The 16,564-nt window shown below is 35.5% G+C and carries 17 protein-coding genes and 1 pseudogene; 2 read left to right on the top strand and 16 right to left on the bottom strand.

The window, feature by feature from the left end:
• Nucleotides 1-13 precede the first annotated feature (13 nt).
• The 10 genes and pseudogenes from NX902_RS07910 to NX902_RS07865 all read right to left on the bottom strand — a co-directional run bounded on the left by NX902_RS07910 (nt 14) and on the right by NX902_RS07865 (nt 9,319).
• On the bottom strand, nt 14-943 hold the full coding sequence (locus NX902_RS07910) for a carbohydrate ABC transporter permease (RefSeq protein WP_217279861.1): 930 nt from the start codon (nt 941-943) through the stop codon (nt 14-16).
• A gap of 298 nt (nt 944-1,241) precedes the next feature.
• A complete protein-coding gene (locus NX902_RS07905; RefSeq protein WP_235850320.1) occupies nt 1,242-2,120 on the bottom strand; it encodes an AraC family transcriptional regulator in 879 nt (292 codons plus the stop codon).
• A 338-nt stretch (nt 2,121-2,458) separates the two neighbouring features.
• Nucleotides 2,459-2,572 (bottom strand): annotated as a pseudogene (locus NX902_RS07900) (hypothetical protein); the annotation flags it as partial.
• A 255-nt stretch (nt 2,573-2,827) separates the two neighbouring features.
• A complete protein-coding gene (locus NX902_RS07895; RefSeq protein ID WP_095332283.1) occupies nt 2,828-4,909 on the bottom strand; it encodes a BglG family transcription antiterminator in 2,082 nt (693 codons plus the stop codon).
• 106 nt (nt 4,910-5,015) lie between these two features.
• Nucleotides 5,016-5,651, bottom strand: a complete 636-nt coding sequence (locus tag NX902_RS07890; protein ID WP_163186701.1) for a ketohydroxyglutarate aldolase — start codon at nt 5,649-5,651, stop codon at nt 5,016-5,018.
• Nucleotides 5,638-6,564 carry a 4-hydroxy-tetrahydrodipicolinate synthase gene (dapA, locus tag NX902_RS07885; RefSeq protein ID WP_095332279.1) on the bottom strand — a complete coding sequence of 309 codons (927 nt, stop codon included), beginning with the start codon at nt 6,562-6,564 and terminating at the stop codon, nt 5,638-5,640. The genes NX902_RS07890 and dapA overlap by 14 nt, the downstream gene beginning before the upstream one ends.
• A gap of 79 nt (nt 6,565-6,643) precedes the next feature.
• On the bottom strand, nt 6,644-7,231 hold the full coding sequence (locus tag NX902_RS07880) for an SIS domain-containing protein (RefSeq protein WP_095332277.1): 588 nt from the start codon (nt 7,229-7,231) through the stop codon (nt 6,644-6,646).
• A gap of 52 nt (nt 7,232-7,283) precedes the next feature.
• Nucleotides 7,284-8,546, bottom strand: coding sequence for a PTS ascorbate transporter subunit IIC (locus NX902_RS07875; RefSeq protein ID WP_235844517.1), 1,263 nt, complete (start codon nt 8,544-8,546; stop codon nt 7,284-7,286).
• A 20-nt stretch (nt 8,547-8,566) separates the two neighbouring features.
• Nucleotides 8,567-8,854 (bottom strand): PTS sugar transporter subunit IIB, encoded by a 288-nt coding sequence (locus NX902_RS07870; RefSeq protein ID WP_095332275.1) that lies wholly within the window; start codon nt 8,852-8,854, stop codon nt 8,567-8,569.
• 15 nt (nt 8,855-8,869) lie between these two features.
• The gene (locus tag NX902_RS07865) at nt 8,870-9,319 is read right to left on the bottom strand and encodes a PTS sugar transporter subunit IIA (protein ID WP_249928268.1); all 450 of its coding nucleotides are present in this window, start codon (nt 9,317-9,319) and stop codon (nt 8,870-8,872) included.
• Nucleotides 9,320-9,642: 323 nt separating this feature from the next.
• Between NX902_RS07865 and NX902_RS07860 the strand changes: the two genes are divergently transcribed.
• Nucleotides 9,643-9,891, top strand: coding sequence for a DUF1858 domain-containing protein (locus NX902_RS07860; protein WP_123257336.1), 249 nt, complete (start codon nt 9,643-9,645; stop codon nt 9,889-9,891).
• The gene (locus NX902_RS07855) at nt 9,884-11,131 is read left to right on the top strand and encodes a DUF438 domain-containing protein (RefSeq protein WP_163186703.1); all 1,248 of its coding nucleotides are present in this window, start codon (nt 9,884-9,886) and stop codon (nt 11,129-11,131) included. The genes NX902_RS07860 and NX902_RS07855 overlap by 8 nt, the downstream gene beginning before the upstream one ends.
• Before the next feature lie 117 nt (nt 11,132-11,248).
• Here the strand turns inward: NX902_RS07855 and NX902_RS07850 are convergent, their stop codons facing one another.
• The 6 genes from NX902_RS07850 to NX902_RS07825 all read right to left on the bottom strand — a co-directional run bounded on the left by NX902_RS07850 (nt 11,249) and on the right by NX902_RS07825 (nt 16,181).
• A complete protein-coding gene (locus tag NX902_RS07850; RefSeq protein WP_095332271.1) occupies nt 11,249-12,139 on the bottom strand; it encodes a fructose bisphosphate aldolase in 891 nt (296 codons plus the stop codon).
• A gap of 104 nt (nt 12,140-12,243) precedes the next feature.
• Nucleotides 12,244-12,495, bottom strand: a complete 252-nt coding sequence (locus NX902_RS07845; protein WP_047941460.1) for a type B 50S ribosomal protein L31 — start codon at nt 12,493-12,495, stop codon at nt 12,244-12,246.
• A gap of 26 nt (nt 12,496-12,521) precedes the next feature.
• Nucleotides 12,522-12,791, bottom strand: a complete 270-nt coding sequence (gene rpsN, locus NX902_RS07840; protein ID WP_095332269.1) for a 30S ribosomal protein S14 — start codon at nt 12,789-12,791, stop codon at nt 12,522-12,524.
• Between the two features lie 129 nt (nt 12,792-12,920).
• A complete protein-coding gene (locus tag NX902_RS07835; protein WP_163186705.1) occupies nt 12,921-14,117 on the bottom strand; it encodes a GTP-binding protein in 1,197 nt (398 codons plus the stop codon).
• A gap of 154 nt (nt 14,118-14,271) precedes the next feature.
• Complete coding sequence (locus NX902_RS07830) at nt 14,272-15,375, bottom strand: DUF4236 domain-containing protein (protein WP_163186707.1); 1,104 nt, start codon at nt 15,373-15,375, stop codon at nt 14,272-14,274.
• Nucleotides 15,376-15,554: 179 nt separating this feature from the next.
• On the bottom strand, nt 15,555-16,181 hold the full coding sequence (locus tag NX902_RS07825; RefSeq protein WP_163186709.1) for a metal-dependent hydrolase: 627 nt from the start codon (nt 16,179-16,181) through the stop codon (nt 15,555-15,557).
• Nucleotides 16,182-16,564: the final 383 nt, after the last annotated feature.

Raw genomic sequence — 16,564 nt, 5'->3', positions numbered from 1 at the left:
CCTCCCCATTAAATTAGATTTTCATTTTCGATATTTTTAAGTTGATAAACGTAAAAATTAAAATAATAATGAACATAATATATGTGGCAGCTGAGGCGATCCCGAATTCAAAACCGGTAAACCCACGCTCGTAAATAAAGGCTCCCATTGTTTGAATGGAACGAGCAGGGCTTCCATTTGGTCCACCGATTACATACACCTCATTAAAACGTTGCAGAGCTCCAATCCAGCCCGTTATTAATAAGAATGCAAATGTCCCCGTCATATTAGGAATCGTAATGAATAGCCACTGCTGCACCCCACTTGCTCCATCAATTTTTGCAGCTTCATACATTTCTGATGGAATTGCTTGAAGATTAGCAAGACATATAATGATAACAAAGCCAATCCAATGCCAAACAGCTAGCAGTATAACGCCCCATTTAGAAGTACTAGGTTCAGAAAACCACCCTGGAGTCGGCAGTCCCATAGAGTCTAACGCAAAATTAACAATTCCCATTTCTGGATGTAAAACAAATTGAAAGATCATGGCCGCAGCAACAATTGAAGTAACATTGGGCAAGAAGTAGATGACTTTAAAGAAATTCTTTCCCTTTCCAACAGAGTTAATTAAGGTAGCAAAAATGAAGCCTAAGGGAATGGTGATTAGGACTTGAAATATTCCGATAAAAAAAGTGTTCCATACAGCATTCCAAAATGGTCCTGATGTTAAGACTGTGCGGAAATTATCTAAACCAGTAAAGCTTTCTATTGTCCCATTTGATTTAAAAAAACTTAATCTAAATGATTCGATAACTGGATAAACCATAAACAGCAAAATCCCTAAAAAACTAGGAATTAAGAAAATATACCATGTCCATTGTGTCGTTCTTCTTTTCTTTTTCTTCTTCGCAGCCTCCATGTACATACTGGTTTCCGTAGCCGTAACATGATTGTCTTCCATAAAATCTCCTTTCCTTAATGAATCGATTTTACTTTTACCACAATATGACAACGCTTTCAATTTTGTAGAAATAAACACGAGATACTAACTATATCTCGCATGCTCATTTCTATAAACAATACTATTACTTTTATCGAGGTTACGTGTTTATGTTCCCTTCTGATTCCATTGTATGAAAGTTATCTATTTTTAACGTGGATAGAATTGTGTAATCTGATGAAGAAATTGTTTTTTATTGCTCTTTTAAATAATCATATTTAAAAATCGTTGCTGTAGAGACATGGTGGGAGAATTTAGCTTAATTCGTGTTTTTCATACGAATTGCTTTGCTATTACGGTATTCTGTAGGAGTTAGTTTCATTTGTTTTCGAAAAAAACGACTGAAATGAGAGGAATCTTCAAATCCTGATTCAAGAGATACTTCAAGAATCGATTTGTCTGGATGGATCTCCAGTAAATATTTGGCGCGGTTTATTCGACAGCTCATGATATATTGCATAATTGTATATCCTGTTACATCTTTAAAAATTCTCGACATATAATACTTGCTAATATTTAAATGATGGGCAATATCATCTAACGTGATTGGTTCACAGAAATGCGTATCAATCCATTCAATCATTTTTTTGACATGAAGATTTTTATCAGATTCAGCATGAATATTATGTTCAAGCTGCTGCTTACTTAACTCATAAACCTTAAATAAAAGCTGCATCAGCATCGCTGTTAACTCTCCCACTTGGAAGCGAACGTCGCCTGCGTTTTCTTCCTTGGATCTTTTCACTTTCTCTGCCAATTTCTTTATTAATGCTTTTACTTCAGCAGACTGTTCTTTATCTTTTATATGAAATAAAGTATTGCTCAATTGATTAAATGGCGATAGCAGTTCCGGGACATTTAAATTGTTTAAAAGTGGCCGCAGCCATTCGGAAGAAAATTCAATCACACTGCGCTCATAATAAGCCCCAGGCTCAGGATAGGCTCGATGTAATGTTAGGCCATTCATAATAATTAAGTCATCCTCCTGCAAACGATAAATACGATCACCAATTAAATATTTACATTCTCCCCCATGAAAGTAGTATATTTCATATCTATCATGAGAGTGGTAACTAAAATCTTCATAAGTTTCCACCTTATCCATTAAACGATAGAGTGCGATTATTTTTTCCGTCATCCTTAACCCTCCTATTTAAAGCGTTTTCAATTCATTTAAAAATAAACTTGCCACCATCCCCAACTAATATCTTTACTGAAAATTTTACTCTTATTTATTCTCTATTCTTATGATAGTCACCTTTTAAAATTACAAAATTATATTTAATTTTATTGGTTATTCCTTACAAAATAACTATTTTCAAGAGCAGTAATAGAATTTTCAAAATCTTCCTACTCTCAAAAAGATGGATAAATAGTAGGTGAATTTATCTCGATAAAACATTATTAGTATAACATCGATATAGGCAAACAAATCCACGAGTGCATGAGTTCGCAGATAGTGCGACTTCGTAGAGCTTGTTTGATAATGTCTTTAATAGCTGGGTAATATACATCTTTATATGTAATCGTTTTGCTTTCTACACATTCTCCATTAATATAATTTTTTAGTTTTTCAAATACATTTCCCAAAACACTCAATTATTAGTTATTCATATCAACTGTATTTAACTATTCCACTATCAACTTTTGGTTAAGTCTTGATAAATCTCATATGCCCAAGAAAACAACATCGAAATCGTTGTTGCCATAAGAGCACATCACCCAATCAGAATCCGGCATACCGTTCTACTATGTACTTATGGTCCATTCAGAAATTCAATAAGGCAGGGCACCTTCTCTTCATCGGTGCCTTGCCTTCCTTGTTTTACTAGCATTCATCCCTTATTATGGCACTAGCTTTATATTATTTTCTTCCTGGTAGCATATATAATCAAAAACCTCTTCAGAAGTATTACTTGTTTTTAAGATATGATAAAATTCCTCTTTTTCCAGCAATTGTACTAACTGTGAAAGTGCATTCAAATGAAATTCCTGATTTATGGCTGCCAAACAGAAGACAAATTGAACCGGTTTATTAGTATGTTTATCAAAGTATACTGGCTCATTCAATACAGCTATACTTATGGATAATTGATTTACGCCATCTGCTGGTCTTGCATGGGGAAGCGCGACATTTGGCATGATGACCATATAAGGACCATCTTTCCTAGCATTTTCGATCATTTTTTGAATATAATTTTCTGTTATTCTTCTTTCTTGTAATAATGGTAAGGCAGATAAAGAAATGGCATCTTGCCAATTCTTTGCCAATACATGTAATTGAATAAGATTTGGGGAGATAATTTCACTTAAATTTGGTCCCTGCTCTTTTTTTAGCTCTACTTTTTCATTTACTGCAAAGTACTCGTATAATTCTCGCTTCATTTGCTCTTTTTCTTTCACTACAGCATACTTTTCCACAATTTGCGTAATTAATTCTACACTGGGCAATTTAAAAAAGGAATTCCCCAGCTCTGTATAAACATCTCTTATTAACCGATATTTTTCTGCTATATCCATAACAGGACTTACAATAAAAACAGGTTTTTTCGTATAAAACAAGCGAATATCTGGTACGGTAGAAAATAACAAATCATAATCAACGTCTATTTTATCCAGCTGTTGTGTTTCGATAGGAGCTAAAAAAGTGAACTCGGGAAAAATAGACTTTAAAACGGTATGCGTAATAGAGGAACTCCCAACTCCATTTGGACAAACAATCACACCTACTTTTTTATTTACCTTTCCCTCTTTTTCATTCCTGGATAAGGATGCAAAATGAATCGTCAAATAGGCTACTTCTTCGGCGGGAATAGGATGTTTAAATAGCACGCTAAGCGGCTTCATCGTTTCATTCACGATAGTAAATAGATGATTGTATTCCTCTATAATCTTCTCATACAGTGGATTAACGATCGGCAAATGAAAAAGTAATCTATAATAGGCAGATCGGAAATGCCGGAAAATTTGCTTAGATACTTCTCTTGGATGTTCAAAGCGAATGCCGGAAAAAGATTCAAAACGCATGCGGATATGTTCAACCAAGTCCATAATAAGTGGAAAATCTTCGCGATATTCATCGGCCTCCCCTAATGTTAGACCTAGTACCCAGGCTGTTAAGTAGCAAATATTATCTTCCTTCTGCAAATGGTAAAATGATAATAGCTCTTCTGCAAACTGATATTCTTTTGTAGATTTAACCGATTTCCATTCATGGATGAAGTTAACAGATTCCTTCGTTTTTAATCTTGTCTTTAAAAATAAAAAGGAATAAATAAATTCTGTTAACCTGTTCTCGATAAAATGAATCTTATGTTTATTCGAATAAAATAATACAATTTGCTTCATTTGCTCGTAGCTTTCAAGATGATTTTCTCGTAAAAAATAGCCAAATAATTTGGTGTTATTATTTGTATTTAATTCTTTTACTATTAACTTTAATCCTAAATAGCGTATCTCGCTCTCGGTTCCTACCAAATGATATCCCTGTTTCCGATTGTATCCCAAAGAAATTCCCCTATGCTGTAATTTTGCAGCTAAAGCTTTTAAATCTCCCATTATTGTTGTTTTGCCAACCTTTAAAGCATCAATGAAATGGTTTATCGACAGATACTCTATGTTTATGAAAAGATAAAGAAACATATATTGTATCCGTTCCTCACTACTTAACACATACTCATCAACTGGAATAGTATTTGATACCTCATTTATTAATAATTCCCTCGTTTCATAGTCAACAGAAATTTGGTTGTAGCTATTTATTTCGATTGGTTTTTTATGATGGGATGCTAACCAGCTATTTATTTTCTCTAGGCTATAATCAATTTGTCTTTGCGTTAATTTCGTTTGTTCTTGTAAGTTTTGCTTTTCTATAAATGGGCGTTCCATAATTTTTTGGATAATGAGGTATGATCGTTCATCTAGCAAATGACTTCACTCCATTTATTGATACATTTAATAATAGAAGAGAAATAGACTAATGATTGCTGCCTTATTTCTCATTAACTATTTCTCTTGCTTTATTCTCTATGTTTCACTTCTTGTTTCGATATTCCCTTAATTTTTCTACAAGTTCTCTAGCATTTTGTTCAATTTGTGATGATGTTCCTTTTGTTAACAAACTACCGATTCCTACACAGTCAATTCCATTTTCAAACCACTCTATGATATTATCAATCGTTACACCTCCAGAAGCCATTATAGGCATATAAGGAATCGGTGTTTTAAAAACTGTTCCAAGATGGGATCCGTAATAATTAGAAATCGGGAATGCTTTAATCATGGAAGCACCTGATTCCATCGCATCCACCATCTCCGAAATGGTTGTACAGCCTGGAGCATAAGGTACTTGGTATCGATTGCATATTCTACTAACTTCTTCTTTGTAATTTGGTGCAATGATAAATTTCGCTCCAGCTAATATCGCTAATCTTGCTGTTTCTGTATCTAAGACTGTACCAGCCCCTACTAGTAAACGAGCACCATATTTCTCATTTAACCCCTTTATAATTTCCCCCGCATTTGGTAATGTGTAGCTAATTTCTAATACATCTACTCCTCCAGCTAAGCATCCATCTGCAATTTCATAGGCACGTTCTAATGTTTCTACCCTTACAATTGCCATAATTGCTGTATTTTCGATTCTATTAAGAATGTTATTTTTGTACATGAATAGCAGCCCCTTCATACGATAATTGATGATATTTTTGTAGATATGCTGCTATTACCGAGTTAATTTCTTCGATTACATCACTTTTTGGTTCTAAGATTGGATACCTAGCTGGCCCAACTGGAATCTGCGCAAGCTCCATTGCCTTTTTTAAGATAGAAGGGGTGGAACCGAGTTTTAATACTCGACGCAGCTCCTCTAAACTTTGCTGTGCTTCTTCCGCTTCCTGTCTTTCTCCCTTTTGCCAATGCTTATAAATAGAAACATCTATATATGTTAATAAGTTCGAAGTTGCGGCAATTGCTCCTGTCGCTCCTTCATCTAAAGCTTTTAAAATTAAAGAATCAGACCCAGATAAAACAGAAAAAGCCTCTTCTTTTGTCACGCTAATATAGTTTTTAATATTTTCAATGTCCCCGCTGCTATCTTTAATTCCTACTATATTATCCACCTTAGCCAGTCGTGCTACTAATGGCGGGCTTAAGTGAATACCAGTATTTTTCGGAATATTATAAAGTAATATTGGAGTACTTACCGATTCAGCAATTTTTTTATAATGATGATATAATTCATCTTCTGTTAACGACAGAAAATATGGCGTAATGACAGAAAGTGCATCTGCTCCCAGCTTCTCCATTTCTTTTGATAGAGAAATGACTTCTGCTGTGTTATTCCCCCCAGTTCCTACAAAAATGGGAACGCGTTTATTTGTTTCATTAATGACAAGTGAGGCAAATTCGACTTTTTCCTCTCTTGATAAAACATGAAATTCTCCATTCGTACCTAAAATAAATAATCCAGCCACCTTTGAACGGATTAAGCGATTTACTAGATTACGTGTTGCTTGTATATCTATCTTTTGCTCCTGATCGAAAGGGGTAACCATTGCCGTGATGATTCCACTAGGCCTCATTATCTTCACCTCTGTTAAAGTATTTATTTTGCTGGCTATAGAAAAAGTTTCTTCCTCTATAGCCTTTTAAAATTCCCTATTATTTAATGGATTGTCCAAGGGTTCCACCTGGATGCCACTTTACATAAGTTTGTGCATCCAAGCCTATCTCATTTTGAAGTAATACTGATAAGGTTTGCAGTACAAGCAGTTCAGCAACAACAGAAGCTCTAGGAGGCTTATTAAGACCATCCCCCTCCTTTGATACACCTGCAAAAATTGCAAAGTCGCTTTGCCGAGCAATCGAGGACTGCAGATTCCCTGTAAGGGAAATGATAATTGCCCCATTTTCTCTTAAAGTGTGAATCGTCTTTTTTAATTCCTCTGTCTCTCCACTATTGGAAATGGCAATTACGACATCTCCTTCCACTACTTGACCCGACGAGCCATGAATTGCTTCTGTTCCATCTAAAAAGTAGGCTGGAGTTCCGGTAGAGGATAATAAAGATGCACTATAACGGGCAACATAGCTAGGTTTTCCAATACCAGTGAGATGTAATCGTTTTCCTTTTTTTCCAGCATTAATAATACAGGACTTTGCTTCTTCTAGATTAGCTATGGAAATATGATTGATTAATTGATTCATCTCTTCTTGTATCGCTTCTAAATAGTTCTTCGCCTCACTCATTTCTTCTTTTCCTTTCCTCTTGATTTCTTTTTCCCCATAACTTAACTAAAACTTAGTGGAAAAAGCTTAAGAATTTATTGAGAAGCATACCAGTAATATTGTAGTCAATATTTGGAAAAGTTGACCCTTCAATGTTCATACCAGCAAATACCGGATAAAGAACTGTTGGTAAGAGGGCTAGTAATAAGCCAACAACAAATGATCCTGCAACTGCTCCTCTCCAGCCCCCTGTTGAGTTACCAAAAACCGCAGCCGTTCCTCCTGAGAAGAAAGCAATATGAGCAGCAGGTATAATAACAACTGGGAAATCAAAAAACACCATAATAAATACTGCCAAAAGTCCAGCTACATACGCAGACAGGAAACCAACAATTACTGCTGTTGGCGCAAATGGGAAGACAGTTGGAACATCTAGAGCCGGACGCGAATTTGGGATAAATTTCTCCGAGATAGACACAAAAGCTGCTGTAATTTCGGCCAAAAACATACGTACTCCTGTCATTAAAATCGACATCCCTGCTGTGAACATAAATGCTTGGATTAAAGGGAAGACTAGCCAGTGGGTTGTACCAGCTAATTCTTGTGTAACATCTTTTCCCGCCTTTAGAGCAGAGACATAGAAAAGAATCAACATGATAACAGCCATTCCCATCAGAAAATCTCTAAAAAAGGATAACCAAGCAGGAAATTTAATTGATTCCGTGCTTTTCTCTTGATGTTTGCTGAATAACATTCCAATACTGCCTGATAAAGCATAGCCTAACATATTAAAATGCCCTATAGCAGTAGCATTGCTGCCTGTAATTTTCCGCATAAAAGGCTGACATAATTGCGGTAAAGCGGCTGAACAAAAACCTAAAATAACCCCGCCAACAAGGATTGAAATAGTATTTGAATACCCATACGATTTAATAATGAGCGACAGTACACATGCAAAGAATAAACTATGCCCTCCTGTAAAAAAAATATTCTTCATAGGAGTTATTCTTGCAAAAACTAGATTCATTACAAACCCTAAAATCAATGTGCAGGATACAACAAACCCATACTCAGATTGTGCAAGGGCTGTTGCGGCTTCTGGAGATGCGACAACTCCAGTTAAATCAAAACCATCTTGGAATAAGACATTAAAGTTTTTCAATGCAGCTGTCATCGTACTAGCACCTATTCCAAAGATCAAAAACCCAATCAGTGTTTTAAAGGTGCCAGTCATTACTTCTGTCATTGCCTTTTTTTGTGCCAGCAATCCAATCAATGCAACTAATGCTAGAATAATTGCAGGATTACTAAATAAACTAATTATGAATTGCATCATTTACTAACAGCTCCTTCTATTCAAATTTCCGTTTGCTGTAAAAATGCATTTAATTTTTCAAGAATTTCTTTTTTATCTACAATATTTGCAATACCAATAATATGCTGCTTTATTCCTTTATTACTCAATTCCTGTGCAACATCGACAAGTGTGATTAATATTTCGCCATCAAACCCAGCCACTCCATCCAATGAGGAGTGTTCGACTTGGATAGGCAGTTTATTTTCTTTCACAACCTCATTTACCTTTATCTTTAGCATCAAACTTGAACCTACACCTGCTCGACACGCTACTAATGCTTTATACATAGAAATCTCTCCCTTTTAAATTTTACTAATATATGAAAATATCTCTTTCGGACTACTGCTTGTATCTAACAGCTGAAAAAACTCCTCATTTTCCAAGAGTTTTACCAATTCTGCCAATGCTTCCAAATGACTATTACTATCTGTAGCACTTAAGCAGAACAAGTACTTAACAGGATCATTTGCTTCATTTCCAAACCTAACAGGATATTCTAAAGTAGTAATCCCAATTGCTGTTTCCTTTGCCCCAAATTCTGCAGGAGCATGTGGTAAAGCTACATGCTTAGTAATGACAATATATGGTCCTATTGTTTTAGCAATTTCGATTATTTTATTGACATATTCTTTTGTTATTTTGTTTTTCATTACGAGAGGTAGTGTACCTTTTCTAATTGCTTCCTCCCAATTATCCACCCTCACATTTAATTGGATAAATTCTTCTTCTAAGATATTGCTTAACAATATCACTACCTCCTTTAAAGCAGCTTCCTTTTTTCATTTTCAGCCTTTTTGTATTAACTCTCTTTTAAGATATACATCCTCCATGTCTTTATTTTTTAAGGTGATCACCTTTAATTAAATTGTAGTTTGTAGCGCTTTCTTCTTCAACGATCATTGAGTTCTTATTTTGTTGGCAACTGAAACAAATCATGAACCTAAATAAAATGGCTCCTGTAAGTGTACTATTGTTTATCCCTTATTTTTAAAGTGTGATTTCCATCACATTTTTGTTTTGGTTATTTTGTTATACTTCCATTGAGAATTATTATCAGCAAAAGAGGTGTTATCGATTGGCTAAAGTATTAGATTTAAATCTAACCATCTTGGAACTAACCACTACTTATCCAGAATTAGTCAGCGTTTTAAAAGATCTTGGCTTTGAAAAGATTACAGATCCTCGGATGATGCAAACTGCCGGACGAATAATGACGATTCCAAAAGGGTGTCGCATGAGAAAAATATCAATGAACACAGTAAAGCAAACTTGTATAGATCATGGATTTACAATTATAGAAGAGAGAAGGGACACATATGAGTGAATTAATTAACAATCGAACAGAATTAAAAAAAGCTGCATCTGAGCGCCAGCAGCTTTTAAAAGAAATTATTAAAGATTTACATGCTGGCAGGTCCGTGGAAGAAGTTAAAGCTCAATTCAAAAAAGCAGTTGGTAATATATCGGTATCGGAAATATCACAGCTTGAACAAGCATTAATGGAAGAGGAAGGTATCCCAGTTGAAGAGGTACAACGATTATGTTCTGTGCACACAGCAGTATTCAAAGGGTCCATTGATGATATTCATGCCTCTTCTTCCCAAAAAGCTGAAGAAGAAGCTGGACATCCAATCCATACTTTTAAACTGGAAAATAAGGAAATTGATTTGTTGGTGAATTTCAAGCTTCAGCTTCATTATGAACGATTTGAAAAAGAAGATTCTCCCAAAAATCTCCAAAAACTTTCAGAAGATATACAATTATTAGTAGAAATCGATAAACACTATAGCCGCAAAGAAAATTTACTATTCCCCTTTCTTGAAAAATACGGTATATATGGACCAACCCAGGTAATGTGGGGAGTAGATGATCGAATTCGTGCAGCTATCAAATTAGCCAAGCAACAATTGGAAGACTATCATGGGGAAAAACAAGACATTCTGAATAATATTTACTTTATTATTCAAGAAGCTACTGAAATGATTTTTAAAGAAGAGAATATTCTCTTTCCAATGGCCCTAAGCACATTAACCGAAGATGAATGGATAAAAATTGCAGCGGAAAGCGAGGAAATTGGCTATTGTTTGATCAAACCGGTCGAAAAGTGGATTCCAAAGCGAGTATCTATGCAAGAGAGCTCTGCTTTAGATAAGATCGAAAGTGGATTGATTCATTTTGAAACTGGAATTTTATCTGTCAAACAGCTTGAGCTGATGCTGAATCATTTGCCAGTGGATATTACCTTTATTGATAAAGATGATGTGGTGCGTTATTTTTCTCATGGAAAAGAAAGAATTTTTGCCCGAACAAAAGCTGTCATTGGACGAACTGTCCAAAACTGTCATCCACCTAAAAGCGTGCATGTAGTAGAAAAGTTATTAAATGACTTTAAATCAGGAAAAAAAGATAGTGAAGACTTTTGGATTAAATTCAAAGATAAATATGTATATATACGGTACTTTGCTGTAAGAAATGAACAAAGCGAATATATGGGAACACTGGAGTTCACGCAGAATATACAACCTATCCAAGCGATAGACGGAGAAAAAAGAATTCTTGATTAATCATATAAAGGCTCTGATAAACAGTATCAGAGCCTTTCCATTTAAAATTTCTTTTTCTCATCTTCTAATATTCGGTTTTTCCTTATTAAAACGGCATTACAATTAAAAATGTTTCTGTTATTTCTTGACGGTGGAAGCTTCGTAAATAGAGGTTACGGCTTCTTTTAAGCTTTGATTGAATTCTTCCTCTGATTGATTGACGTTTAGTTCTTCGCTTAGAGCTCTAGAGAAGCTTGCGATTATATTGTCATTTTCTTTTAATTTTTGATTTGCTTCTTCTCTGCTATATCCTCCTGAAAGGGCAACTACTCGAACTACTCGTGGATGGGTGGTTAATTCTTTATAAGTATTCGCAATAGCAGGAATCGATAGCTTTAACATGACATTTTCATTTTCGTTTAGGTCATCGAGATGCTTTAACAATTCTTCTTTCAAAATAGCCTCAGACTGTTCTCTATCCTGGCTATAAATATCTACTTCCGGTTCGATAATTGGTACTAAGCCTGCTGCTATTATTTGTTTTCCTATTTCAAATTGTTGTTCCACAACTTCTTTAATTCCATCTCGATTAGCTTCCTTAATAACAGAACGCATTTTTGTTCCAAAAATATTACGTTCATTGGCACGTCGCAAAATTTTATCCAAATCTGGGATTGGCTTCATTAGCTGAACTCCATTTGCTTGATCTGCTAATCCTTTATCAATTTTTAAAAAGGGAAGGATGTCTTTTTTCTGTGCTAAATAATCCGCCGTATACATACCTTCAATCTTGCTATCCATCGTTTGTTCAAATAAGATTGCTCCAAGAATATATTCAGAATTAAATGCTGGGGAAGTAATAATCCTTGTCCGCATTTTGTGTACCAAATCAAACATTTCCTCGTCATTCGTATAAGCACTTTCTGGCACTCCGTAATGAAGCAGCGCTTTTGGCGTACTGCCACCACTTTGGTCTAATGCAGCAATGAACCCTTTTTTCGTTTTCATTCTCTCTAATTGGCTGTTCATATTTTATCCTCCTTTTCAATTGCACGTTCTACTTAAATTATTCACATTCGCAAGGGAGTTAAAACATTTCATTAGAAAAGAAAACGGAAAACACACCTCTTTTATTATGACTTTTTTTGTTTATATTTTTCATAAAAGCGTTCCACTCTACCACCACGATCGGAGAATTTTTGACGTCCAGTATAAAAAGGATGTGTATCAGAACTAATTTCTACTTTTAGAAGCGGGTAGGTTTTTCCATCTTTCCAAACAATTTCTTCTTTTGATTGTTTAGTGGATCCAGATAAAAATTGGAATCCGCTATTAACATCCATAAAAACAACTTCTTGATAATTTGGATGTATTCCTTTTTTCATACTAATCATTCCTCCAATTTTTCTTATTACCAGCTAGATTTTTTCACACCAGGTATTTGTCCTTTATGCGCATACTCTCTAAATGCAATCCTAGACATTTTGAATTTTCTTAAATAACCTCTCGGCCTTCCTGTAACTTCACATCTATTTTTTAACCTAGTAGGTGAGGAATCTCTCGGCAGTTTTCTTAATGCTTCAAAATCGCCCCTCTCCTTCAACTCTCTGCGAATTTCAGCGTATTTCTCCACTATTTCTCTTCTTTTTCTTTCTTTTACTACCTTTGATTTTTTTGCCAAGCTGTTTTTCCTCCTTTTCCACAAATCGTCATCATTACGATTTACCTTATCAAAAAATATTTACTTTATACTCTTCTTATATATTAAAACGAAATGATTACGATTTACAAGTTTTCTGCTTCTGCGAAATCATCTTGCTGATAGCTGCCAATAAAATGGATCTCTCAACTGCTGCCACTCTCCAAGAAACTCTTCTTCTGTTAATAAACATTCATCCAGTTCCTTTTTTATAAGCTCTACATTTAAATCCATTCCGATTAATACAAGTTTTGTATGTCTGTCTCCAAATTGAGGGTCCCAATTTCCGCGCAAACTAGGATTGACCTTCAAAATTTCCTCTTGCCTAACTTCTGGAAGTGCTGCAACCCAGTAAGAAATTGGCTCAATACTTACGGAAGGACCTGCCTGCGATAATAATAATGCTAAGTCATTCCTCGTCGCACACCATGCTATCCCTTTCGCCCGTACAATAGAGAGTGGCATAGAATGGCACCAATCATTGAAACGTTCTGAATGAAATGGCTTTTTGCTAGAATAAACAAACGAGCTAATTCCATATTCCTCTGTTTCTGGAGTATGCATGTTCGGACCCAAATTTAACTCTCTGAGCCAGCCTGCCGATTCACTAGCCCGGTCAAAGTCAAATAGATTCGTATCTAGTATTTCGTGCGGATCGATCGCGCAGTTCACTGTGCGAATAATTCTAGCAACTGGCTGTAATGTTCTAATTACCTTCTCTAATTTGTCCAAATCCTCCGCTTTTACTAAATCACATTTATTCAAGATGAGAACATCGCAAAATTCAATTTGATCGATTAATAAATCAGCGACATTTCTGTCATCCTCTTCTCCCACTGCCTCTTTTCGATCGAGCAAAGAGTCTCCTGACTCATAATCATGCCAAAAGCGATTTGCATCTACGACCGTTACCATTGTATCCAGCTTGCAAAACTTTGTTAGGTCAATCCCCATCTCTTTGTCAATATAAGAAAAAGTCTGGGCAACCGGGATAGGCTCACTAATACCCGAGGATTCAATTAAAATATAATCAACATCCCCTTCTATCGCCAGCCTTTCTACTTCAACAAGCAAATCTTCACGCAATGTACAGCAAATGCAGCCATTCGACATTTCCACAAGCTTCTCTTCTGTTCGGGAAAATCCGCCTACCGTTTGCACTAATTCACTATCAATATTCACTTCACTCATATCATTTACAATTACTGCAACCTTCAACCCATCTCGATTATGTAATATATGATTCAGTAAAGTCGTCTTCCCTGCCCCTAAATAGCCACTTAACACTGTAACTGGTATTTTTTTCATTTTTCCACTCCCGTTATTATTTTCTTATAAATCGTAATCATTACGATTTATATAATAAACTCATTAATAAAAAAATGCAAGGGTATCAAGGAAACGTTCTTCTGAGTTCCTTGCATTAAAATTGACCTCATTAGAATTGTCTCCTCTGATTCTCTTAATTTATCGCTAATCGAGCGACTGGTTCAAAGCCTTTAGTCTTTTTGAAATGCATTTTGTGTTTGAAAGCTTCTAAAGCATCGGAGCAGTCGATATTAGCAAAATTTAATCTATTTAGTTTGCCTTTTTCTAATTTGACAGATAGAATGGTGATTTTCTCTACATATCCGATTGCGGTATTTAAACGATTATCGACTGCATGGATATAGACCGTATGTAAGGGTAATAAAGCAAACATATCACGGGCAATTCGGATTACACAGCTGCATACGTAATCTTGTTGAATATCAAAGTACCTTCCCTTCGGCATTTGTTTTTTAGAAAGTTTCCCTGTTTTCGTTAAAGATAAGTGTTCTTTCGGAACAACATCCTCTGTATTTACTTCAAATTCAATTTCCATTACTTTCGGGTCCTCGCAGCCAAATTCAAACCCGCTTCCAAATTCCGTTAAGTCATCTAATGGAGCAAATTCTTCGATAACTTGAAAATATGTATCGATATCCCCTTCTAACACCTTTGTAGCAACCTGTACGTCTCGCTCCCAGGCAAGATATTCTTGTTTATCCTGTTCGCTTGCTGCTATCACTTCTTCACGCAGCTTCTGTTCCGCAGCTTCTCGATTGAAAAGTTTAGAAAAAAGGCTTGGTTTATAATTTTGCAGCTTCTGTAATGCCGCTTTTTCCTTTTCTCCCATTTCTCCACTTTGAAGTTGATAAGGTGGTTCTGAACCTCTCACTTTAATCCAATTAATAGAATCATCTGCTTCTATATGAATGCTATGGATACGCTCGATCGTATTTTCATATGCCTCCACTACAAGCCTCGCTTGCTCTAATTCATTTAGCTTTGCTATCTCTCGTTGTCTTCTATTTATATCAGTTTGTCTTTGATAGGCAGGCGATTTTCTACTTCTACTTCCTGATCCTGAGGTACTATAGGATAATCCTGTCCCCGGAATACTTGCTGTTACTCTACTGCCTGTTCGTGAGTTCACACTGTATCTTAGTCCTTTTACACCAGCACTTATTCCTACACTTTTTTTGCCCACATTTACACGAACACCAGGAGCTATTTTAAAACTCTTGCGAAAACCATACCCCATTCTTAACGCCCTCCTCTTTTTCCATATTATAACATAAGCCCACAAAAACTTCGTTTATACCTGATTAGACAATGTTGATGATTTATGCTTCCAATAGAAAGAATCCTCCTCACGCCTGAATGGGGGATTCTTCCTATCTAACTTCTAGTTATGTATAAAGATAGATAACTATCAACTAATTAAAATTCCTTTGATGATAAAGGTAAGAACAGTTTAACACCGCGCTTATTAACTGGCAGTATTTTTAAATCCGCTAGTAGATGACTTATGTATCCGCCTATACAAGTGTAAAACAATCCATTAATACCAAGCGAAATCTCTAAATCAGCTGCAATAATTCCAAAAAAGATCACGCCTAAGATGGAGTGTGTATAACTTCGATGGGAAGTAAAAGATGCAATCATGATATAAATTCCTAGCAGAATAATCCAGCGCTCTTCTAAAGATATCCCCCCCATGAGTACAGCAATACCCGTGATTGTAAGCATATGTTTTTGTTTAATCAAAGATGCGATAAATAAAATCAGTATACCGATTCCGACACCCATCCACCTCTCTAACGCTGTTCTATCAAAGAAGCTATATAGAATCATCATTATTCCGATGACTTGGGCAGATAGCTGAATCATTTGATGAGGCAAAGTAATTTTCCCTCTAAGTTTTCCATCAATATCAAGATCGGGAATTAATCCAGACACTGCTCCTAAAGAAACAAACAAGAGTGTCTCCGATGGTGTGGATTGCACCGTATGAGCAACAATAAATCCAGTCGCTGATCCAATTACAGCATGTGATGTTCCATTCAAGTTGATTACCCCTCTAACATTTAATAATTTTGCAACATTACTATTCTACACCAAAACATTTGTTCTGTTTAGACTTAATTTCGTTTACAAAAAATAGATAATGACTATTAATCTAAAAACTAGTTAATCTTCATGGTAAAATAATGGTAAACCAGAAAATTAAAGTAGGTGTATAAGAAATGTTTTTCAGAAAAATGTCTAACAGTGAAGAAGCTAATTGGCGAAAAGGGGCAATAGCCGGGTTCTACGTCTATTTATTATTGTTATTTGTCAACTATACTAGTTCCCTGTTTTTCCAGAAGGAGCCTTTTAGCACAACCGTCATTTTTTGGTCAGGATTGCTAGTTGCTTTCGGTTTAGATTTCATCCTAAATTTACTGTCT

The sequence above is a fragment of the Niallia sp. FSL W8-0954 genome (assembly GCF_038005605.1).
Taxonomy (GTDB): Bacteria; Bacillota; Bacilli; order Bacillales; family Cytobacillaceae; genus Niallia; species Niallia circulans_A.
This window is presented reverse-complemented; position numbering and strand designations above follow the sequence as displayed.